This is a genomic window from Streptococcus mitis (assembly GCF_002096835.1).
GTDB lineage: Bacteria > Bacillota > Bacilli > Lactobacillales > Streptococcaceae > Streptococcus > Streptococcus mitis_W.
The window spans coordinates 224970-248468 of sequence record NZ_NCVG01000022.1; the positions used below are offsets into that span (position 1 = coordinate 224970).

At 39.9% G+C, this 23499-nt stretch carries 21 protein-coding genes and 1 other annotated feature; of the genes, 19 read left to right on the forward strand and 2 right to left on the reverse strand.

The annotated features are described in order from the left end of the window. Positions 1-14 precede the first annotated feature (14 nt). The 19 genes from tehB to B7699_RS06595 all read left to right on the forward strand — a co-directional run bounded on the left by tehB (position 15) and on the right by B7699_RS06595 (position 20515). Positions 15-875 (forward strand): SAM-dependent methyltransferase TehB, encoded by an 861-nt coding sequence (tehB, locus tag B7699_RS06500; RefSeq protein ID WP_084927595.1) that lies wholly within the window; start codon positions 15-17, stop codon positions 873-875. 72 nt (positions 876-947) lie between these two features. After that, positions 948-1901, forward strand: coding sequence for a competence protein CoiA (locus B7699_RS06505; RefSeq protein WP_084927597.1), 954 nt, complete (start codon positions 948-950; stop codon positions 1899-1901). An 18-nt stretch (positions 1902-1919) separates the two neighbouring features. Beyond that, the gene (pepF, locus tag B7699_RS06510) at positions 1920-3722 is read left to right on the forward strand and encodes an oligoendopeptidase F (RefSeq protein WP_084927599.1); all 1803 of its coding nucleotides are present in this window, start codon (positions 1920-1922) and stop codon (positions 3720-3722) included. Position 3723: 1 nt separating this feature from the next. Then, entirely contained in the window at positions 3724-4437 is a 714-nt protein-coding gene (locus B7699_RS06515) for an O-methyltransferase (protein WP_004241675.1), read from the forward strand. A gap of 66 nt (positions 4438-4503) precedes the next feature. Further along, a complete protein-coding gene (prsA, locus tag B7699_RS06520; RefSeq protein ID WP_084927601.1) occupies positions 4504-5442 on the forward strand; it encodes a peptidylprolyl isomerase PrsA in 939 nt (312 codons plus the stop codon). A gap of 160 nt (positions 5443-5602) precedes the next feature. Further along, the gene (gene ftsW, locus B7699_RS06525; protein ID WP_033681863.1) at positions 5603-6826 is read left to right on the forward strand and encodes a cell division peptidoglycan polymerase FtsW; all 1224 of its coding nucleotides are present in this window, start codon (positions 5603-5605) and stop codon (positions 6824-6826) included. A gap of 24 nt (positions 6827-6850) precedes the next feature. Beyond that, positions 6851-9547: a phosphoenolpyruvate carboxylase gene (gene ppc / locus B7699_RS06530; protein ID WP_084927603.1), complete on the forward strand. Its 2697-nt coding sequence runs from the start codon at positions 6851-6853 to the stop codon at positions 9545-9547. A 96-nt stretch (positions 9548-9643) separates the two neighbouring features. Then, positions 9644-9861, forward strand: a binding site (T-box leader). Positions 9862-10076: 215 nt separating this feature from the next. Continuing rightward, positions 10077-11072: a tryptophan ABC transporter substrate-binding protein gene (trpX, locus tag B7699_RS06540; protein WP_084927604.1), complete on the forward strand. Its 996-nt coding sequence runs from the start codon at positions 10077-10079 to the stop codon at positions 11070-11072. Between the two features lie 75 nt (positions 11073-11147). Beyond that, positions 11148-12014 (forward strand): ABC transporter permease, encoded by an 867-nt coding sequence (locus B7699_RS06545; RefSeq protein WP_004245730.1) that lies wholly within the window; start codon positions 11148-11150, stop codon positions 12012-12014. Further along, the gene (locus B7699_RS06550) at positions 12011-12769 is read left to right on the forward strand and encodes an ABC transporter ATP-binding protein (RefSeq protein WP_084927606.1); all 759 of its coding nucleotides are present in this window, start codon (positions 12011-12013) and stop codon (positions 12767-12769) included. Before B7699_RS06545 ends, B7699_RS06550 begins: the two co-directional genes overlap by 4 nt. Before the next feature lie 89 nt (positions 12770-12858). Next, on the forward strand, positions 12859-14619 hold the full coding sequence (dnaG, locus tag B7699_RS06555) for a DNA primase (protein ID WP_084927608.1): 1761 nt from the start codon (positions 12859-12861) through the stop codon (positions 14617-14619). A 2-nt stretch (positions 14620-14621) separates the two neighbouring features. After that, positions 14622-15731 (forward strand): RNA polymerase sigma factor RpoD, encoded by a 1110-nt coding sequence (gene rpoD, locus B7699_RS06560; RefSeq protein WP_000201903.1) that lies wholly within the window; start codon positions 14622-14624, stop codon positions 15729-15731. 14 nt (positions 15732-15745) lie between these two features. Beyond that, entirely contained in the window at positions 15746-16075 is a 330-nt protein-coding gene (locus tag B7699_RS06565; RefSeq protein ID WP_000331929.1) for a metal-sulfur cluster assembly factor, read from the forward strand. A gap of 115 nt (positions 16076-16190) precedes the next feature. After that, positions 16191-17234 (forward strand): alpha-galactosylglucosyldiacylglycerol synthase, encoded by a 1044-nt coding sequence (gene cpoA, locus B7699_RS06570; RefSeq protein WP_239822214.1) that lies wholly within the window; start codon positions 16191-16193, stop codon positions 17232-17234. Positions 17235-17249: 15 nt separating this feature from the next. Beyond that, positions 17250-18575 (forward strand): glycosyltransferase family 4 protein, encoded by a 1326-nt coding sequence (locus B7699_RS06575; RefSeq protein ID WP_084927610.1) that lies wholly within the window; start codon positions 17250-17252, stop codon positions 18573-18575. A gap of 14 nt (positions 18576-18589) precedes the next feature. Further along, on the forward strand, positions 18590-18781 hold the full coding sequence (locus B7699_RS06580) for a PspC domain-containing protein (RefSeq protein ID WP_192852010.1): 192 nt from the start codon (positions 18590-18592) through the stop codon (positions 18779-18781). A 58-nt stretch (positions 18782-18839) separates the two neighbouring features. Next, positions 18840-18974 carry a DUF4044 domain-containing protein gene (locus B7699_RS06585; RefSeq protein WP_000863852.1) on the forward strand — a complete coding sequence of 45 codons (135 nt, stop codon included), beginning with the start codon at positions 18840-18842 and terminating at the stop codon, positions 18972-18974. Positions 18975-19036: 62 nt separating this feature from the next. Then, positions 19037-20347 (forward strand): GTPase ObgE, encoded by a 1311-nt coding sequence (gene obgE, locus B7699_RS06590; RefSeq protein WP_042899739.1) that lies wholly within the window; start codon positions 19037-19039, stop codon positions 20345-20347. Positions 20348-20356: 9 nt separating this feature from the next. After that, positions 20357-20515, forward strand: a complete 159-nt coding sequence (locus tag B7699_RS06595; protein WP_007284777.1) for a hypothetical protein — start codon at positions 20357-20359, stop codon at positions 20513-20515. 43 nt (positions 20516-20558) lie between these two features. Here B7699_RS06595 and B7699_RS06600 read toward each other — a convergent pair whose 3' ends face one another. After that, complete coding sequence (locus B7699_RS06600) at positions 20559-21029, reverse strand: arginine repressor (RefSeq protein WP_084927612.1); 471 nt, start codon at positions 21027-21029, stop codon at positions 20559-20561. An 18-nt stretch (positions 21030-21047) separates the two neighbouring features. Then, complete coding sequence (locus B7699_RS06605) at positions 21048-23321, reverse strand: Xaa-Pro dipeptidyl-peptidase (RefSeq protein WP_084927614.1); 2274 nt, start codon at positions 23319-23321, stop codon at positions 21048-21050. Positions 23322-23499: the final 178 nt, after the last annotated feature.

The following is a 23499-nucleotide window of genomic DNA, read 5'->3' on the forward strand; positions in this document are numbered from 1 at the left end:
AAGAGGAAATGAAGATGGAAAAACTAGTTGCCTATAAACGTATGCCTTTGTGGACTAAAGAAACCATGCCAGAGGCTGTTCAGCAGAAACACAATACCAAGGTTGGGACTTGGGGGAAAATTACTGTTTTGAAGGGAACTCTCAAGTTTATTGAATTGACAGAATATGGTGAGGTTTTAGCTGAGCACCTCTTTGAAGCAGGGGCTGAGAATCCCATGGCACAACCACAAGCCTGGCACCGAGTTGAGGCTGTAACAGATGATGTAGAATGGTATTTAGAATTTTATTGTAAACCTGAGGATTATTTCCCTAAGAAATACAATACCAATCCGGTTCATTCAGAGGTACTAGAGGCAATGCAGACAGTAAAACCAGGAAAAGCCTTGGATTTGGGCTGTGGTCAGGGCCGTAACTCTCTCTTTCTTGCACAGAATGGTTTTGATGTTACAGCTGTAGATCAAAATGAATTATCTCTTGAAATCTTGCAAAGCATTGTTGAGCAGGAAGACCTAGATATGCCTGTTGGTCTTTACGATATCAATTCAGCCAGTATTGGGAAAGAATATGATTTTATCGTTTCAACAGTTGTTCTCATGTTTCTACAAGCGGACCGCATTCCAGCTATTATTCAAAATATGCAGGAGAAAACCAGTGTTGGTGGTTACAATCTTATCGTTTGTGCTATGGACACGGAGGATTATCCTTGCTCTGTGAACTTCCCATTCACATTTAAAGAAGGAGAATTGGCAGACTATTACAAGGACTGGGAATTGGTTAAGTACAATGAAAATCCTGGCCATCTTCACCGTCGCGATGAGAATGGCAATCGTATTCAACTACGCTTTGCGACCATGCTAGCTAAGAAAATCAAATAAACATGAATGAAGATTAGGAATTTTCCTGATCTTTTTTCTTTTTTACGAATAATATAGAAAAGGAGGGAAATCATGTTTGTTGCGAGAGATTCTAGGGGAGAATTGGTAAATGTGTTAGAGGATAAGCTTGAGAAGCAAGCATACACCTGCCCAGCTTGTGGAGGTCAGCTTCGTTTGCGTCAAGGACCAAGTGTCCGGACCCATTTTGCTCACAAAACCTTAAAAGATTGTGATTTTTCCTCTGAAAATGAAAGTCCAGAACATCTGGAAAATAAGGAAGTCCTTTATCACTGGTTGAAAAAAGAGGCCGAGGTGCAATTAGAATACCTGCTTCCAGAGCTTAAACAGATTGCGGATGTATTTGTAAATGGCAATCTAGCTTTAGAGGTTCAATGTAGTCCCTTGCCTCAAAAAGTTCTTAAAGAGCGTAGCGAGGGCTATCGTAGTCAGGGTTACCAAGTACTGTGGTTGCTGGGAAAAAAACTGTGGCTCAAGGAGCGTTTGACTCGTCTACAACAAGGTTTTCTCTATTTCAGTCAAAACATGGGTTTTTATGTTTGGGAATTAGACAGTGAAAAACAAGTTTTAAGACTCAAATACCTGATTCACCAAGATCTCCGAGGTAAACTCCATTATCAGATTAAGGAATTTCCCTATGGTCACGGTAGTTTACTGGAGATATTACGTTTTCCCTATAAGAAACAAAAAATATCTCATTTTACAGTTTCTCAGGACAAGGACATCTGTCGTTATATCCGGCAACAACTGTACTATCAAAATCCCATTTGGATGAAAGAACAAGCAGAAGCCTATAAAAAGGGAGAAAATCTCCTGACTTATGGGCTAAAAGAATGGTATCCACAAATTCGGCCAATAGTAGGCAAATTTTTACAGATTGAGCAAGATTTGACCAGCTATTATCAGCACTTTTACACCTATTACCAAGAAAATACTCAAAATGATTGGCAAAAGCTTTATCCACCAGCCTTTTATCAGCAATATTTCTTAAAAAATATGGTAGAATAGAAAGGATGGAGGAATCTAATGGTATTACAAAGACATGAAATAAATGAAAAAGATACATGGGATCTATCAACGATTTACCCAACTGACCAGGCTTGGGAAGAAGCCTTAAAAGATTTAACAGAACAACTGGAGAAAGTAAGCCAGTATGAAGGTCATCTCTTGGATAGTGCGGATAGCCTACTCGAAATTACTGAATTTTCTCTTGAAATGGAACGCCAAATGGAGAAGCTTTACGTTTATGCTCATATGAAGAATGACCAAGACACACGTGAAGCCAAGTACCAAGAGTACTATGCCAAGGCCATGACTCTCTACAGCCAGCTAGACCAAGCCTTTTCATTCTATGAACCTGAATTTATGGAAATCAGTGAAAAGCAGTATGCTGACTTTTTAGAGGCTCAACTAAAATTGCAGGTTTATCAACACTATTTTGACAAGCTTTTACAAGGCAAGGAACACGTTCTATCACAACGTGAAGAAGAATTATTGGCTGGAGCTGGAGAAATCTTCGGTTCGGCAAGTGAAACCTTCGCTATCTTGGACAATGCGGATATTGTATTCCCTTATGTCCTTGACGATGATGGTAAGGAAGTTCAGCTATCTCATGGGACTTACACACGTTTGATGGAGTCTAAAAATCGTGAGGTGCGTCGTGGTGCCTATCAAGCACTTTATGCGACTTATGAACAATTCCAACATACCTATGCCAAAACCTTGCAAACCAATGTTAAGGTGCAAAACTACCGTGCCAAAGTTCGCAACTATAAGAGTGCTCGTCATGCAGCCCTAGCAGCCAATTTTGTTCCAGAAAGTGTTTATGACAATTTGGTAGCAGCAGTTCGCAAGCATTTGCCACTCTTACATCGTTACCTGGAGTTGCGTTCAAAGATTTTGGGGATTTCAGACCTCAAGATGTATGATGTTTACACTCCGCTTTCGTCTGTCGAATATAGTTTTACCTACCAAGAAGCCTTGAAAAAAGCAGAAGAAGCCTTGGCAGTCTTGGGTGAGGATTACTTGAGCCGTGTTAAACGTGCCTTCAGCGAGCGTTGGATTGATGTTTACGAAAATCAAGGCAAGCGTTCAGGGGCTTACTCTGGTGGTTCTTACGATACAAATGCCTTTATGCTTCTTAACTGGCAGGACAATCTAGACAATCTCTTTACTCTTGTTCATGAAACAGGTCACAGTATGCATTCAAGCTATACTCGTGAAACTCAGCCTTATGTTTACGGAGATTACTCTATCTTCTTGGCTGAGATTGCATCAACTACCAATGAAAATATCTTGACGGAGAAATTATTGGAAGAAGTGGAAGACGACGCAACGCGATTTGCTATTCTCAATAACTTCCTAGACGGTTTCCGTGGAACAGTTTTCCGCCAAACTCAATTTGCTGAGTTTGAACACGCGATTCACCAAGCGGATCAAAATGGTGAAGTCTTGACAAGCGATTTCTTAAATAAACTCTACGCAGACTTGAACCAAGAGTATTATGGTTTGAGTAAGGAAGACAATCCTGAAATCCAATACGAGTGGGCTCGTATTCCACACTTCTACTATAACTACTATGTATACCAATATTCAACAGGTTTTGCAGCAGCCTCAGCCTTGGCTGAAAAGATTGTTCATGGTAATCAAGAAGACCGTGACCGCTATATCGACTATCTCAAGGCAGGTAAGTCTGACTATCCACTTAATGTCATGAGAAAAGCTGGAGTTGATATGGAGAAGGAAGACTACCTCAACGATGCCTTTGCAGTCTTTGAACGTCGTTTAAATGAGTTTGAAGCACTTGTTGAAAAATTGGGAATGGCATAAGATGGTTGAATCATATAGTAAAAATGCCAACCATAACATGCGTCGCCCTGTCGTCAAGGAAGAAATTGTAGACTTGATGCGTCAGCGCCAAAAGCAGGTCACAGGATCTTTGAAAGAATTGGAAGACTTTGCCCGCAAGGAAAATATTCCCATTATTCCCCATGAAACGGTTGCTTATTTCCGTTTTCTCATGGAAACCATACAACCTAAAAACATTCTGGAAATTGGGACGGCTATCGGTTTTTCAGCCCTCTTGATGGCGGAACATGCGCCAAAGGCCAAGATTACAACCATTGACCGCAATCCAGAAATGATTGGTTTTGCCAAGGAAAATTTTGCCCAGTTTGACAGTCGCAAGCAAATCACGCTCCTAGAAGGAGATGCGGTAGATATCTTATCTACCTTGACAGAGTCCTATGATTTCGTCTTTATGGATTCAGCCAAGTCTAAATACATCGTCTTTTTGCCAGAAATCCTCAAACATTTGGAAATTGGTGGTGTGGTTGTCTTGGATGATATTTTCCAAGGTGGTGATGTTGCTAAGGATATTATGGAAGTCCGTCGTGGCCAGCGAACTATTTACAGAGGCCTTCAAAGACTATTTGATGCAACCTTAGACAATCCAGGACTCACTGCAACATTAGTACCTCTGGGTGACGGCATCCTCATGCTTCGTAAAAATGTAGCAGATGTTCAATTGCCTGACAGCGAATGATTTTCAGAAAAATTTAAGAAAATATAGTAAAATAGATAGGGTAACACTTATCTCAAAGGAGTAGACATGAAGAAAAAACTATTGGCAGGTGCCATTACACTATTATCAGTAGCAACTTTAGCAGCTTGTTCGAAAGGTTCAGAAGGGGCAGACCTTATCAGCATGAAAGGAGATGTTATCACAGAACATCAATTTTATGAGCAAGTGAAAAGCAATCCTTCAGCCCAACAAGTGTTGTTGAACTTGACTATCCAAAAAGTATTTGAGAAACAATACGGTTCAGAAGTAGATGACAAAGAAGTCAACGATACTATTGCCGAAGAAGAGAAACAATATGGTGAAAACTACCAACGTGTCTTATCACAAGCAGGAATGACTCTTGAAACACGTAAAGCGCAAATTCGTACTAGTAAATTAGTTGAGTTGGCAGTTAAAAAAGCAGCAGAAGCTGAATTGACAGACGATGCTTACAAGAAGGCTTTTGACGAGTACACTCCAGATGTAACGGCTCAAATCATTCGTCTTGATAATGAGGATAAAGCGAAAGAAGTCCTCGAAAAAGCCAAAGCTAGTGATGCAGACTTTGCTCAATTAGCCAAAGATAATTCAACAGATGAGAAAACTAAAGCGAATGGTGGAGAAATCACTTTTGATTCTGCTTCAACAGAAGTACCAGATCAAGTTAAGAAAGCAGCTTTTGCTTTAGATGTAAATGGTGTTTCTGATGTGATTAGTGTTACTGGAACACAAGCCTACAGCAGTCAGTATTATATTGTAAAACTCACTAAGAAAACGGAAAAATCATCTAATATTGATGACTACAAAGAAAAATTAAAAACTGTTATCTTGACTCAAAAACAAAATGACGCATCATTTGTTCAAAGCATTATCGGAAAAGAATTGCAAGCAGCCAACATCAAGGTTAAAGATCAAGCCTTCCAAAATATCTTCACTCAATACATCGGTGGTGGAGATTCAAGCTCAAGCAGTTCTTCAAAAGAATAAAACAGAAAAGAGCCAAGTGCTCTTTTTCTTATGAGAAAATCTTCTATCTTGAGGGTAAGAGTTTTTTTCTTTCGGAAAAAATGGTATAATAGCAATCAAAACTAGAAAATAAACGGAATTTGGGAATAATTTCTTTTGTTCTCATTAGATTGGTGATACTATGAAGATTAGTAAGAGGCACCTGTTAAACTATTCTATTCTAGTTCCTTACTTGCTTTTATCTATTTTGGGCTTGATTGTAGTTTATTCTACAACCAGTGCCATTCTTATCGAAGAAGGTAAAAGTGCCCTCCAATTGGTTCGAAGTCAGGGAATGTTTTGGATATTTAGTTTAATATTGATTGCCTTGATATATAAGCTGAAATTGAATTTTTTGAGAAAAGAACGACTTTTATTTATTGTTATGTTTGTTGAGCTGATTCTCTTAGCTTTGGCTCGCTTAATTGGTACGCCAGTCAATGGAGCCTATGGTTGGATTTCAGTAGGACCTTTGACCATTCAGCCAGCGGAGTATTTGAAGATTATCATCGTCTGGTACTTGGCCCAACGTTTTTCAAAACAACAGGATGAAATTGGGATTTACGATTTTCAAGTTTTAACTCAAAATCAATGGATTCCTCGTGCTTTTAATGATTGGCGCTTCGTCCTACTAGTAATGATAGGAAGTTTAGCTATTTTCCCAGATTTGGGGAATGCTACCATCCTAGTTCTTGTCGCCTTGATTATGTATACAGTTAGTGGAATTGCTCATCGTTGGTTTATAGTCTTTATCGGTGTATTATTTGGAGTTTCAGCCCTATCCTTATCAGCTATCTCTATGATCGGGGTTGATAAGTTTTCAAAAGTTCCAGTATTTGGTTACGTTGCTAAGCGTTTCAGTGCCTACTTTAATCCCTTTGCCGATTTGGCAGGGTCAGGCCACCAACTTGCAAATTCCTACTTTGCCATGGTAAATGGTGGGTGGTTTGGTCTAGGCTTAGGAAATTCAATAGAAAAACGTGGTTATTTACCAGAGGCACATACAGACTTTGTATTTTCAATTGTTATTGAAGAGTTTGGATTTGTGGGAGCCAGCTTGATTTTAGCACTTGTCTTTTTCCTGATTTTACGAATTATCCTAGTCGGTATTCGTGCTAAGAATCCCTTTAATTCCATGATGGCGATTGGGGTTGGGGGGATGATGCTGGTACAGGTATTTGTTAATATTGGCGGAATTTCGGGCATTATTCCTTCGACAGGAGTAACCTTCCCCTTCTTATCACAAGGAGGGAACAGTCTCCTAGTCTTGTCTGTAGCCATCGCCTTTGTCTTAAATATTGATGCAAGTGAAAAACGTGCCCAATTATATGAGGAGTTAGAAGCTCACTCATCAAACTATATGTAGAGTTGATAGTGGAAAGGATTACCTATGTCTCTTCAAAAATTAGAAAACTATAGTAATAAAGCTGTCGTGCAAGAAGAAGTATTGATTTTAACAGAATTGTTAGAAGATATCACTAAAAATATGCTTGCCCCAGAGACTTTTGCAAAAATCATGGAGTTGAAAGAATTATCAACTCAAGAAGATTATCAAGGCTTGAACCAATTGGTTACGAGTCTGTCAAATGATGAAATGGCTTATATTTCACGCTATTTCTCTATCTTGCCTCTCTTGATTAATATTTCAGAAGATGTGGATTTGGCCTATGAAATCAACCACCAAAATAATATCGATCAAGATTATCTTGGGAAATTATCGGCAACGATCAAAATGGTTGCAGAAAAAGAAAATGCGGTTGAAATTCTAGAACACTTGAATGTTGTCCCTGTTTTGACTGCCCATCCAACACAAGTACAACGTAAGAGTATGCTGGATTTGACCAATCATATCCATACCCTTTTGCGTAAGTATCGTGATGTGAAATTAGGCTTGATCAATAAGGAAAAATGGCATAATGATCTCCGTCGTTACATTGAGATTATCATGCAGACAGACATGATTCGTGAAAAGAAATTGAAAGTAACCAATGAAATCACGAATGTTATGGAATACTACAATAGTTCATTCCTGAAGGCAGTTCCTCATTTGACTGCTGAGTACAAGCGTCTGGCTAAAAAACATGGCTTGGAGTTAAAACATCCTAAACCAATTACCATGGGAATGTGGATTGGTGGAGACCGTGATGGGAATCCCTTTGTTACAGCAGATACCTTGAAACAATCTGCTATGACTCAGTGTGAAGTCATCATGAACTACTATGATGAAAAGATTTACCAACTTTATCGTGAATTCTCTCTCTCAACCAGTATTGTCAATGTGAGCAAGCAAGTCAGAGAAATGGCTCGTCAATCCAAGGATAACTCGATTTATCGTGAAAAAGAGCTTTACCGTCGTGCCTTGTTTGATATTCAATCAAAAATCCAAGCAACAAAAACCTATCTGATTGAGGATAAGGAAGTTGGGGCTCGCTATGAAACAGCTAATGATTTTTATAAGGATTTAATTACTATTCGTGATTCCCTTTTAGAAAATAAGGGCGAAGCACTGATTTCTGGTGATTTTGTTGAGTTAATTCAGGCAGTTGAAATTTTTGGTTTCTATTTGGCATCTATTGACATGCGTCAAGATTCTAGTGTTCATGAAGCCTGTGTAGCTGAACTCTTGAAATCAGCTGGTATTCATTCGCATTATAGTGAACTAGGTGAAGAAGAAAAATGCCAGCTTCTCTTGAAAGAATTGGAAGAAGATCCGCGTATTCTTTCTGCCACTCATGTTGAAAAATCAGAGTTACTTGAAAAAGAATTAGCAATCTTTAAGGCTGCCCGTAAGTTGAAAGATAAGTTGGGAGATGATGTCATTCGTCAGACCATCATTTCACATGCAACCAGCGTATCAGACATGTTGGAATTGGCTATCTTGCTAAAAGAAGTAGGGTTAGTTGATAAAGAAAGAGCCCGTGTCCAAATTGTTCCTCTCTTTGAAACAATTGAGGACTTGGACCACTCAGAAGAAACCATGAGAGAATACCTTTCTCTTCCTCTTGCCAAGAAATGGATTGCTTCACGCAATAACTACCAAGAAATCATGCTTGGCTACTCTGATAGTAATAAAGATGGTGGTTATCTATCATCATGTTGGACCCTCTACAAGGCTCAACAACAATTGACTGCTATTGGAGATGAATTTGGCGTTAAGGTTACCTTCTTCCATGGTCGTGGTGGGACTGTCGGTCGTGGTGGTGGACCAACCTATGAAGCCATCACATCTCAACCGCTTAAGTCTATCAAGGATCGTATCCGTTTGACGGAGCAAGGTGAAGTAATTGGCAATAAATATGGTAACAAAGACGCTGCCTACTATAATCTTGAAATGCTAGTATCTGCAGCCATTAATCGTATGATTACTCAGAAGAAGAGCGATACCAATACCTCAAATCGTTACGAAGCTATTATGGACCAAGTGGTGGACCGTAGTTACGATATCTACCGTGATTTGGTCTTTGGAAATGATCATTTCTATGATTATTTCTTCGAGTCAAGTCCAATCAAGGCTATTTCAAGCTTTAACATTGGTTCTCGTCCAGCCGCTCGTAAGACTATTACTGAAATCGGTGGTTTGCGAGCTATCCCTTGGGTCTTCTCATGGTCGCAAAGTCGCGTCATGTTCCCTGGCTGGTATGGGGTTGGTTCAAGTTTCAAAGAATTTATCGATAAAAATCCAGAGAATATTGCTATCTTACGAGATATGTACCAAAACTGGCCTTTCTTCCAATCACTTCTTTCAAATGTTGACATGGTCTTGTCAAAATCAAATATGAATATTGCTTTTGAATATGCCAAACTTTGTGAGGATGAAGAAGTAAAAGCAATCTATGAGACTATTCTAAATGAATGGCAAGTTACCAAGGAAGTTATCTTGGCTATCGAAGGTTACGATGAACTCTTGGCTGAAAATCCATATCTAAAAGCAAGTTTGGATTATCGTATGCCTTACTTTAATATTCTCAACTATATCCAGTTGGAATTGATTAAACGTCAACGTCGAGGAGAATTATCAAGCGACCAAGAAAAATTAATCCATACAACCATCAACGGAATTGCGACAGGATTGCGTAATTCAGGCTGATACCTATCAAACTTCCTCTTTTCTATAGGGGAAGTTTTTGAATAGTTTAAAAAAATGCTAAAAGAGTCTTGACAAGTAGTTGAAAAATGATATAATTTAACCATTCAGAAAAGTAATCATATAAACTTTTTAGAGAGTCTGTGGTAGCTGAAAACAGATAAGTGATGATGATGAAAATTGGGCTGAATGTTATTTAGAATTTGAAATCATAAAAATTCGGTGAGCACACCTTACAGTGCATCTCGTTATTGCGAGACAGAGCGATAGGGAAATTCCCTATAATTGAGGTGGTACCGCGCATCGACGTCCTCACACAAGTTTTTTGTGTGAGGACTTTTTTGATGGAGGTTAGTATGGAAAGAAAGCGATGGCGTCACTTGTTTATACTCAATGAAAATCAAAAAGCAAACTAGGAAGCTAGCCGCAAGCTGTACTTGAGTACGGTAAGGCGACGCTGACGTGGTTTGAAGAGATTTTCGAAGAGTATTAGATAAGTGAAGTATTTTAAAGGAATAAAAGGAGAAATAGAATGAAAAATAAACGTTTAATTGGAATTATCGCTGCATTAGCAGTCTTAGTAGCAGGAAGCTTGATTTACTCTTCAATGAATAAACCAGAAGCTAAAAATGAAAAGAAAGTTGCCAAAATTGGTGTCCTTCAATTTGTGAGCCATCCATCTCTTGATTTGATTTATAAAGGGATTCAAGATGGACTTGCAGAAGAAGGATATAAAGATGATCAGTTGAAGATTGATTTTATGAACTCAGAAGGTGACCAAAGTAAGGTTGCGACAATGAGTAAACAATTGGTTGCAAATGGGAATGACCTTGTGGTTGGTATTGCAACACCAGCTGCTCAAGGTTTGGCTAGTGCCACAAAAGACCTACCAGTTATCATGGCTGCGATTACAGACCCAATTGGTGCTAACTTGGTTAAAGATTTGAAAAAACCAGGTGGCAACATTACAGGGGTATCTGACCACAATCCAGCTCAACAACAGGTTGAACTCATCAAGGCTCTAACACCGAATGTGAAAACAATCGGAGCTCTTTACTCAAGTAGCGAAGATAATTCTAAAACACAGGTAGAAGAATTTAAGGCTTATGCTGAAAAAGCAGGTTTGACAGTAGAAACATTCGCAGTTCCTTCAACAAATGAAATTGCTTCAACAGTTAACGTTATGACTAGCAAGGTTGATGCTATCTGGGTTCCAATCGACAACACCATTGCTTCAGCCTTCTCAACAGTTGTATCAAGTAACCAATCAGCTAAAAAACCAATCTACCCAAGCGCAACTGCCATGGTAGAAATAGGTGGTTTGGCATCAGTTGTAGTTGACCAACATGACCTTGGTGTTGCAACTGGTAAAATGATTGCGCAAGTCTTGAAAGGTGCAAAACCATCCGATACCCCAGTCAATGTCTTTTCAACTGGTAAATCAGTAATCAACAAAAAATTGGCACAAGAGCTAGGTATTACGATTCCTGAATCTGTTTTAAAAGAAGCAGGACAAGTGATCGAATAATCTGTAATGGAGGAGTTGGGGACATCTCCTCCAATTTTTTACAATAGAAATCATATAGAAAAGGTTACGAAACAGATGATATTATCTATTATTTCTCAAGGATTTATCTGGGCTATTCTAGGTCTGGGAATCTTTATGACATTTAGGATTTTAAACTTTCCAGATATGACGACAGAAGGTTCCTTCCCTCTTGGGGGAGCTGTTGCTGTCACTTTAATAACGAAAGGAGTGAATCCTTTTGTAGCAACTCTTATTGCTGTTGGAGCCGGTTGTTTGGCTGGAATGGCAGCAGGACTTCTTTATACAAAAGGGAAGATTCCAACCTTACTCTCAGGGATTTTGGTGATGACTTCCTGTCACTCTATCATGCTCTTGATTATGGGACGTGCAAATTTAGGATTGCTTGGAACCAAGCAAATTCAGGATGTTTTACCTTTTGAATCGGATTTAAATCAACTTTTTATAGGTCTCATCTTTGTCAGTCTTGTCATTGCTCTCATGCTCTTTTTCTTGGACACCAAACTCGGACAGGCCTATATTGCTACAGGTGACAATCCGGATATGGCTAGAAGTTTTGGGATTCATACTGGACGCATGGAACTTATGGGCTTGGTCTTATCAAATGGTGTGATTGCTCTTGCAGGTGCTCTCATTGCCCAGCAAGAAGGCTATGCTGATGTATCTAGAGGAATCGGGGTTATTGTTGTAGGTCTTGCAAGTTTGATAATTGGAGAAGTTATTTTCAAGAGTCTGAGTTTGGCAGAGCGTCTGCTTGCCATCGTTGTGGGTTCTATCGCCTATCAATTCTTAGTGTGGGCTGTCATCGCGCTTGGCTTTAATACAAGTTACCTTCGTTTATACAGTGCCTTGATTTTGGCAGTCTGCCTCATGATTCCAACATTTAAGCAAACAATCTTGAAAGGAGCCAAGTTAAGCAAATGACAGCAATTGTAGAATTAAAAAATGCAACCAAAGTTGTTAAAAATGGCTTTGATGAAGAAAAGATTATTTTAAATGATGTTTCTTTAGAAATTTTTGAACAGGATTTTATCACGATTTTAGGTGGAAATGGTGCTGGTAAATCAACTCTCTTTAACACTATTGCAGGAACCTTATCATTAACCAGTGGAACTATCCGTATTTTAGGTGAAGATGTTACCAAATTTTCACCAGAGAAGCGTGCTAAGTATCTGTCTCGTGTCTTCCAAGATCCAAAGATGGGGACAGCTCCTCGTATGACAGTGGCAGAGAATCTCTTGATTGCCAAGTTTCGTGGTGAAAAGCGTGGATTGTTACCAAGACGTCTGGCTAGCTATAAGGATGAGTTTCAGGCTACCATTGAAAAAGTAGGAAATGGTCTTGAGAAACATTTGAATACACCGATTGAGTTCTTATCAGGTGGGCAAAGACAGGCCTTGAGTCTCTTGATGGCAACCTTGAAGCGACCTGAATTACTCTTGTTAGACGAGCATACTGCAGCCCTTGATCCAAAAACAAGTGTTGCCCTCATGGAATTGACGGATGAATTTGTCAAGAAAGACCAGTTGACAGCTCTTATGATTACTCATCACATGGAAGATGCTCTTAAGTATGGCAATCGCTTGATTGTCATGAAAGAAGGACGGATTATCCAAGATTTGAACCAAGAAGATAAAGCAAAAATGAAAATCTCTGATTATTATCAACTCTTTGAATAAAGTAGGGAAAATGAGTGAAATGGTTTACTTTTTTTCTGAAATAAAGTATACTATATAAAGTAAACTATGATAACATGGAGGTATTGTGTATGGTTGACAAACAAGTCATTGAAGAAATCAAAAACAATGCCAACATTGTGGAAGTCATAGGGGATGTGATTTCTTTACAAAAGGCAGGACGGAACTATCTAGGGCTCTGTCCTTTTCATGGTGAAAAAACACCTTCTTTCAACGTTGTTGAGGATAAGCAGTTTTACCACTGTTTTGGTTGTGGTCGCTCTGGTGATGTCTTTAAGTTCATCGAGGAGTACCAAGGGGTTCCCTTTATGGAGGCTGTCCAAATCTTAGGTCAGCGTGTTGGGATAGAGGTGGAAAAACCGCTTTATAGTGAGCAGAGGCCAGCCTCGCCTCACCAAGCTCTTTATGATATGCACGAAGATGCTGCCAAATTTTATCATGCTATTCTCATGACAACGACCATGGGGGAGGAGGCCAGAAACTACCTTTATCAGCGTGGTTTGACAGATGAAGTGCTCAAGCATTTTCGGATTGGTTTGGCACCTCCAGAACGAAACTATCTCTATCAACGTTTGTCTGGTCAGTATCGTGATGAAGATTTTCTAGATTCAGGGCTATTTTACCTCTCAGATGCTAATCAATTTGTAGACACCTTTCACAATCGCATCATGTTTCCCCTGACAAATGATCAGGGAAAGGTTATTGCCTTCTCAGGTCGTATCTGGCAGAAAACGGATTCACAAACTTCTAAGTATAAAAATAGCCGATCAACTGCAATTTTTAACAAAAGTTACGAATTATATCATATGGATAGGGCAAAAAAATCTTCTGGAAAAGCCAGTGAGATTTACCTGATGGAAGGATTCATGGATGTCATTGCAGCCTATCGGGCTGGAATCGAAAACGCTGTCGCATCTATGGGAACAGCCTTGAGTCGAGAGCATGTTGAGCATCTGAAAAGGTTAACCAAGAAGTTGGTTCTTGTTTACGATGGCGATAAGGCTGGGCAAGCTGCGACTTTGAAAGCCTTGGATGAAATTGGTGATATGCCTGTGCAAATCGTCAGCATGCCTGATAACTTGGACCCAGATGAGTATCTACAAAAAAATGGACCAGAAGACTTGACCTATCTATTAACGAAAACTCGTATTAGTCCGATTGAGTTTTACATTCATCAGTACAAGCCTGAAAATAGTGAAAATCTGCAGGCTCAGATTGAGTTTATTGAAAAAATAGCTCCCTTGATTGTTCAAGAAAAGTCTATCACTGCTCAAAATAGCTATATTCATATTTTAGCTGACAGTCTGGCATCTTTTGATTATGCCCAGATTGAGCAGATTGTTAATGAGAGTCGTCAGGCGCAAAGGCAGAATCGCATGGAAGGGATTTCCAGACCGACGCCAATCACTATGCCTGTCACCAAGCAGTTATCGGCTATTATGAGGGCAGAAGCCCATCTACTTTATCGAATGATGGAATCTCCTCTTGTTTTGAACGATTACCGTTTGCGAGAAGATTTTGCATTTGACACACCTGAATTTCAGCTCTTATATGACTTGCTTGGTCAGTATGGCAATCTTCCTCCAGAAGTTTTAGCAGAACAGACAGAGGAAGTTGAAAGAGCTTGGTATCAAGTCTTAGCTCAGGATTTACCTGCTGAGATGTCACCGCAGGAACTTAGTGAAGTAGAAATGACTCGAAACAAGGCTCTCTTGAATCAGGACAATATGAGAATCAAAAAGAAGGTGCAGGAAGCTAGCCATGTAGGAGATACCGACACAGCCTTAGAAGAATTGGAACGTTTAATTTCACAAAAGAGAAGAATGGAGTAACAATGGCAACAAAACAAAAAGAAGTAACAACATTTGACGTGCAAGTAGCAGAATTTATCCGTAATCATAAGCAAAAAGGGACAGCAACAGATGATGAAATCAATGCTAGTCTGGTGATTCCTTTTACCTTGGATGCTGATGGGATTGAGGATCTCTTGCAACGGATTCAGGATGCAGGGATTTCTATCACAGATAACGAAGGAAATCCAAGTGCACGTGTTCTTAGCACTGAAGAAGAACCAGAACTTAGCGATGAGGATTTGATTGGTTCAACTTCTGCTAAGGTCAATGACCCTGTCCGTATGTACTTGAAAGAGATTGGTGTCGTTCCTCTCTTGACCAATGAAGAGGAAAAAGAATTGGCACTGGCTGTTGAAGCTGGCGATATCGAAGCCAAACAACGTCTTGCGGAAGCCAACCTTCGTTTGGTGGTTTCTATTGCCAAACGCTATGTTGGTCGTGGTATGCAGTTTCTTGACTTGATTCAAGAAGGGAACATGGGCTTGATGAAGGCGGTTGACAAGTTTGACTATTCTAAAGGGTTCAAGTTTTCAACTTATGCAACTTGGTGGATTCGTCAGGCCATCACTCGTGCTATTGCGGATCAAGCTCGTACCATCCGTATCCCAGTCCACATGGTTGAAACCATCAATAAATTGGTTCGTGAACAGCGTAACCTCCTTCAAGAATTGGGTCAAGACCCAACACCAGAGCAAATCGCTGAACGTATGGATATGACTCCTGACAAAGTGCGTGAAATCTTGAAGATTGCCCAAGAACCAGTATCTCTTGAAACACCAATCGGTGAAGAAGATGATAGCCATCTTGGAGACTTTATTGAAGATGAAGTGATTGAAAATCCAGTGGACTATACGACTCGTATCGTCTTACGTGAGCAGTTGGATGAGGTCTTGGATACTCTTACAGATCGTGAAGAAAATGTCCTACGTCTACGTTTTGGACTAGATGATGGTAAAATGCGTACCCTTGAAGATGTGGGTAAAGTCTTTAACGTGACTCGCGAGCGTATCCGTCAGATTGAAGCTAAGGCTTTGAGAAAACTACGTCAACCAAGTCGCAGCAAACCGCTTCGTGATTTTATTGAAGACTAAGAGTGAGGATAAATATGGCTTATACAGAAGAGCAAATTGAAAACATCAAAACACGAATTTTAACAGCCTTGGAAGAAGTCATCGACCCTGAGTTGGGAATCGATATTGTTAATCTTGGCTTGATTTATGAGATTCGTTTTGATGGTGACACAGGGCAAACAGAGATTGATATGACTTTGACAACCATGGGTTGTCCCCTAGCCGACCTTTTGACAGACCAGATTTATGATGCTATGACAGAGGTTCCAGAAGTAACGGATACTGAGGTCAAATTAGTTTGGTATCCAGCCTGGACCGTTGAAAAAATGAGTCGCTATGCACGTATTGCCCTGGGCATTAAGTAAACATATAATAGCATGTGAGAGATTATTGGAAAAGCGAGGAAATTTCCCCCTCTTTTCCTCTAGTCTCTCCTTTCTTTTGCTGATTTTATTCAAAGAAAATGATATAATAGTAGTTATGGAAAAAAAAAAATTACGCATCAATATGTTGAGTTCAAGTGAGAAAGTAGCAGGACAAGGAGTTTCAGGTGCTTACCGTGAATTAGTTCGTCTTCTTCACCGTGATGCCAAGGACCAATTGATTGTTACAGAAAATCTTCCAATCGAGGCAGATGTGACTCACTTTCATACGATTGATTTCCCCTATTATTTATCAACATTCCAGAAGAAACGCTCAGGAAGGAAAATTGGCTATGTGCATTTCTTACCTGATACACTTGAGGGGAGTTTGAAAATTCCATTTTTCTTAAAGGGAATTGTGAAACGCTATGTATTTTCTTTTTACAACCGGATGGAGCACCTGGTTGTGGTTAATCCTATGTTTATCGAGGATTTGGTGGCAGCTGGTATTCCACGTGAAAAAGTGACCTATATTCCTAACTTTGTCAATAAGGAAAAATGGCATCCTCTTCCACAAGAAGAGGTAGCGAGTCTGCGAACAGAGCTAGGTCTTAGTGACAATCAGTTTATCGTAGTAGGTGCTGGTCAAGTTCAGAAACGCAAAGGGATTGATGATTTTATCCGTCTGGCTGAGGAATTGCCTCAGATTACCTTTATCTGGGCTGGTGGTTTCTCTTTTGGTGGCATGACAGATGGTTATGAGCGCTACAAGAAAATAATGGAAAATCCCCCTAAAAATTTGATTTTTCCAGGTATCGTGTCACCAGAGCGGATGCGTGAATTGTATGCCCTAGCGGACCTTTTCTTGTTGCCTAGTTACAATGAGCTCTTTCCGATGACTATTCTAGAAGCTGCCAGTTGTGAGGCTCCTATTATGCTACGTGATTTGGATCTTTATAAGGTGATTTTAGAGGGAAATTATCGGGCGACAGCAGATAGAGAAGAGATGAAAGAGGCTATTTTAGAATATCAAGCAAATCCTGCTGCCTTAAAAGACCTCAAAGAAAAAGCTAAGAATATTTCCAGAGAGTATTCTGAAGAGCATCTGTTACAAATTTGGTTGGACTTTTATGAGAAACAAGCCGCTTTAGGGAGAAAGTAAAAAGTGAGGTAATCTATGCGAATTGGTTTATTTACAGATACCTATTTTCCTCAGGTTTCTGGTGTTGCGACTAGTATTCGAACCTTGAAAACAGAACTTGAAAAGCAAGGACATGCAGTTTTTATCTTTACGACGACTGATAAGGATGTCAATCGCTATGAAGATTGGCAAATTATCCGCATTCCAAGTGTACCCTTTTTTGCTTTTAAAGATCGCCGCTTTGCCTACCGAGGTTTTAGCAAGGCGCTAGAAATTGCCAAACAATATCAGCTAGATATTATCCACACTCAGACAGAATTTTCTCTTGGCCTGTTGGGAATTTGGATTGCGCGTGAACTGAAAATCCCAGTCATCCATACCTATCACACCCAGTATGAAGACTATGTGCATTATATTGCCAAGGGGATGTTGATTCGTCCTAGCATGGTCAAGTATCTGGTCAGAGGTTTCCTTCATGACGTGGATGGGGTTATTTGCCCGAGTGAGATTGTCCGTGATTTGCTATCTGACTATAAGGTCAAGGTTGAAAAACGGGTCATTCCAACTGGGATTGAATTAGCCAAGTTTGAGCGTCCAGAAATCAAGCAAGAAAATTTAAAAGAACTGCGTAGTAAATTAGGGATTCAAGATGATGAACAGATGTTACTGAGTCTTTCCAGAATTTCTTATGAAAAAAATATTCAAGCAGTATTAGCAGCTTTTGCAGAAGTTTTGAAAGAAGAAGACAAGGTTAAACTGGTTGTTGCTGGGGATGGGCCTTATCTGAATGATCTTAAAGAGCAAGCCCAGAAACTAGAGATTCAAGACTACGTCATCTTTACAGGCATGATTGCTCCTAGTGAGACCGCTCTTTACTATAAGGCGGCGGATTTCTTCATCTCGGCATCGACAAGTGAAACGCAAGGTTTGACATACTTGGAAAGCTTAGCCAGTAGAACACCTGTCATTGCACATGGAAATCCTTATCTGGACAATCTTATCAGTGATAAAATGTTTGGAACCTTGTATTACGGTGAACATGATTTGGCTGGTGCTATTTTAGAGGCCCTGATTGCAACACCAGACATGAATGAGCATACTTTATCAGAGAAGTTGTATGAGATTTCAGCTGAAAACTTTGGGAAACGAGTACATGAGTTTTATCTGGATTCCATCATTTCAAATAACTTCCAGAAAGATTTAGCCAAAGATGATACGGTCAGCCAGCGTATCTTTAAGACGGTTTTGTATCTTCCGCAAAAGGTGGTCGCTGTACCGGTAAAAGGCTCTAGACGCATGCTGAGGGCTTCAAAAACACAGTTAATCAGCATCAGAGATTATTGGAAAGACCATGAAGAATAGAAAGAGGAATAGCTATGAAAAAACAATTGATGAGAAGTGGTAGTGATCAAAAAATTGCTGGAGTATGTGCTGGGGTCGCAAATTATTTTGATATTGATCCGACTATTGTTCGTGTAATATGGGGTGTTCTTGCATTTTGTTATGGGGCAGGAATTGTAGCTTATATCATTTTATGGATTATTGCACCAGTATCAAGTGACTATTGAAAACTAGCTAAATTCATGCTAAGATAATAGAAAATAGAATGTAACGAAGGAGAGAAAAATGGCATTTGGAGATAATGGAAAACGTAAAAAAACGATGTTTGAGAAATTAACCTTGCTTATCGTGCTTATCATGTTAGTAGCAAGTATTTTGGGGATTTTTGCAACTGCAATTGGTGCCCTTAGTAATCTATAAAAAGATTCAAGAAAATTTTGTGACTGGGATTTCCCAGCCCTTTTTTAAAGTGAGAAGAAAAAATGAGTATGTTTTTAGATACAGCCAAGATTAAGGTCAAGGCTGGTAATGGTGGCGATGGCATGGTTGCCTTTCGCCGTGAAAAATATGTCCCTAATGGCGGTCCTTGGGGTGGTGATGGTGGTCGTGGAGGAAATGTGGTCTTTGTTGTAGACGAAGGACTACGTACTTTGATGGATTTCCGCTACAATCGCCATTTCAAGGCTGAGTCTGGTGAAAAAGGAATGACCAAAGGGATGCATGGGCGTGGTGCTGAGGATCTTAGAGTTCGAGTGCCGCAAGGTACGACTGTGCGTGATGCGGAGACTGGCAAGGTCTTGACAGATTTGATTGAACACGGGCAAGAATTTATTGTAGCCCACGGTGGTCGTGGTGGACGTGGAAATATTCGCTTTGCGACACCAAAAAATCCTGCACCGGAAATCTCTGAAAATGGAGAACCAGGTCAGGAACGTGAGTTACAATTGGAACTAAAAATCTTGGCAGATGTTGGTTTGGTAGGTTTCCCATCTGTTGGGAAATCAACACTTTTAAGTGTTATTACCTCAGCTAAACCTAAAATTGGTGCCTACCACTTTACGACCATTGTGCCAAATCTAGGTATGGTTCGTACCCAATCAGGTGAATCCTTTGCAGTAGCTGATTTACCAGGTTTGATTGAAGGGGCTAGTCAGGGTGTCGGTTTGGGAACTCAGTTCCTCCGCCACATTGAGCGTACCCGTGTCATCCTTCATATTATTGATATGTCAGCTAGCGAAGGCCGTGATCCTTATGAGGATTATCTTGCCATCAATAAGGAGCTGGAGTCATACAATCTTCGCCTCATGGAGCGTCCACAGATTATTGTAGCTAATAAGATGGACATGCCTGAGAGTCAGGAAAATCTTGTAGAATTCAAGAAAAAATTGGCTGAAAACTACGATGAATTTGAAGAGTTACCAGCTATTTTCCCAATATCTGGTTTGACTAAGCAAGGTCTGGCTACACTTTTGGATGCGACAGCTGAATTGTTAGATAAGACACCAGAATTCTTGCTCTATGATGAGTCAGATATGGAAGAAGAAGCTTACTATGGATTTGACGAGGAAGAGAAGGCCTTTGAAATTAGTCGTGATGACGATGCGACATGGGTACTTTCTGGTGAAAAACTCATGAAACTCTTTAATATGACCAACTTTGATCGTGACGAATCTGTCATGAAATTTGCCCGCCAGCTTCGTGGTATGGGGGTTGATGAAGCCCTTCGTGCGCGTGGTGCTAAAGATGGGGATTTGGTCCGCATTGGTAAATTTGAGTTTGAATTTGTAGACTAGGAGACTGGTATGGGAGATAAACCGATATCTTTCAGAGATGCTGATGGCAATTTTGTTTCCGCCGCAGATGTTTGGAATGAAAAGAAATTGGAAGAACTGTTTAATCGTCTCAATCCAAATCGTGCCCTGAGATTGGCACGAACTAAAAAAGACAATCCATCTCAGTAAAATAGATAAAAAGATTCCGTGCCAGAATAGACACGGAATTTTTTTATTCTTCAAAGAAAAATGGTGGAGCGAATTTTTTCAGTTCTTCAAAGCATTTTTGAGCAGCTTCTACATCTTCACAGATGACCAGACAGACATCATCGCCACAGAGGGTAGCGATAGCGTCAGGGAAGCTCAAAGCATCAATGATAGAACCAAAGGATTGAGCAAGCCCAGGAAGGGTTTTTAGTAGGACTTGGTGTTGAACTGGACGCATCAAGACAAGAGCATCTTCCATGTAAATTTCGAGACGTTTTTCCCATTTTGAGGTTGAACCAGCATTGAGCACGTAGTAAGAGTTGTCTTCTTCTCGTACTTTTGAAAGGTTCATATTTTTGATGTCGCGTGAGAGAGTTGCCTGGGTCACTTGAATGTCGTTATCAGCCAGGAGGGCTTGCAACTCAGCCTGTGTATGAATCTTATTTTTTGCGACAAGAGCGCGTATGAGTTGATGTCGGTGTTCAGATTTATTCATAATAATGTAACTCCTTTTTTAGTAAGGTAGGATAAGCGTAGACTGTTCAAGATCGACAGTCAAGTGGTAAGCGGTATTGTCACGTATGGTGATTTCAAAGTCAGTAGTATAGAGGACTAAACGAAGAGTATCTCCTTCTTTTAGCTTGTAAATAGTTGGTTGCAGTTCAAATTGAATATCCATCCATTCATCTGCCTTAATATCCTCTACTAACAGTAAGTCATTTCTATTTTGTAAATTAAGGTATCCTTTTGTCACGACTCGTTGAGCATCTGGTCTAAATGGCAATTCACAGAGATTTTCCAACATGTGATAGCGACCGTTGTCAATGGTTCTAGCACTTAAAATAGCTGGATAAGGTTGTAGGTATTTCTTTTGCCCAAATTCTAGCAATTGGGCAGATAAGAGCCCCTTGTTTGTGCTGGATTTGATACGAAGATTGAGTTGAGCTCGACCGTTCAAGTGAAGATCTTTGGTTACAGGAAGGTCAATAGTAATCTGATTGGCTTTTCCTTGATAGAGTTCCGTATTGAAGGTCTGGTAGGTTTTACCATAGCGCTCAAAATCCTTATCTGAGTACTGGTTTTGAATAGTTTGCTCTTCTTGCCCAAGTGAGAAGGTTTCACAGTTTTCCTGCCCACCGAAGTTATCAAGTGATAACCAAGTCTGAGGAGCGGTATTGTCCTGCCAGATAACAGTAGGAAGTTGGAAATCTGTATCTTGTCCCAGTAATTTTTTAGTCAATAAGGCATTCATGGATTCACGGAAGTCAATTGATTGCCAATTGTTCATATACACATGGGCACCATTATGGAAAAAGAGATGCTTGTTGATATGTGCAGGAAGAGCATGGAACATCTGGTAAACATGAAGTGGTTTTACATTCCAATCCTGTGAACCGTGGGTAAAGACAACCTCTGCTTTTACATTATGGGCATTGAGCAGATAGTTGCGATCATGCCAAAACTGATTGTAGTCACCAGACTTGCGATCCAGTTGCACTTTTACTTTTTCTAAGTCAGCTTGGTGAGCTTCATTGCCACGGATATAGTCGCCGGCCAAGAGATTACGAGAATAGGTTAACTCAGCAAGGGAGTCAAAGTCCTCACCTGGATAGCCACCTGGGCTAGTCACCAGACCGTTTTCACGGTAGTAGTTGTACCATGAAGAAATTCCAGCCTCGGCAATGATGACTTCTAAACCATCGACACCTGTGGTCGCTAGACCATTAGACATGGTACCTAGATAGGAAAGTCCAGTTGTGGCAACTTTTCCGTTTGACCAGTCTGCCTTGACTTGACGCTGGCGCGTATGGTCGGTAAAGGCACGACAACGACCATTAAGCCAATCGATGACATTCTTATAAGCCTCGATTTGCTGGTAGTCCCCATTAGTCATGAAACCAGTAGAGTCTTTAGTACCAACACCTGACACATAGAGATTAGCAAAACCACGTGGAAGGAAGTAGTCGTTGAGTGTATAGCTAGAGTTGATGTGACTTAACTTTTCCTCAGCTTCTGACACAAGCTCAGCTTGGCCTTGAGGTTGGACAAGATTGACTTGAGGTTCTTCTAGCTCAATTTTATGAGCAGGCTTAACCTCGAGCTCGCCCTCCATCTTGTAGAGAGCCTTGTCGCTAGCCTTGTCATTTGTTCCCTGATGGTAGGGACTAGCTGTCATGATAGCAGGGATTTGTCCCTTATAACGAGGACGAATAATGCTAACCTTGACTAAGTCAGGCAATCCTTTTTGGTCAGTATCGACACGAGACTCAACGTAGACCACTTCTCGAATGGCATCATGGCTAGAAAAAGTAGCCAAACTCTTGCCGTTAAAGTAGTGGTAGTTATTGTCCTCCGGAATAAGACCGTCACTAACAAGTTGGTCGATAAGAGTATTTCCCTTTTTGGTCCGAGTATTGAGCAACTGATAGAGATTTTCAATCAAGTCACCATATACGATGGGAAATCCAGTCTCTTTACGAAAAACTTCACTTTCTTCGAAGTCAATCAAATAAGAAAAGCCCAAAAGTTGAAAGGCTACAGTGTAGAAAATATCTGCAGTCAACTCTTTGTCTGACTGAAAAAAAGTCAGTAAGTCAGTTTTTTTGTCAACTGCTAAACTGGATAGAGGATAGGTACTATCTTTATAATTAAAAAAGAAACGAATAAGAAACGCTTCAAGCATTTTTTTATTTGTAATGTTGACTGGTAAATCAAACCCATACTTTTTTAATTCAAAGATAATTGTATCTCTAGGTAGCGCTAAATAGCTGAATTGATTAAAACGCATATAACCTCCGATAAAATTAAACTTAAGATTATTATATCAAAAAAAGTGTGAAAAATAAATATAAAAACCAAAATAAAATAACATAAAAAGATATTCAGTATTGCAATTGATATAAAAGTAAAAATTACTTAAATATAAGTTGAAAAAAGCTAAAAAATAAAATCATGAAACTATTGAA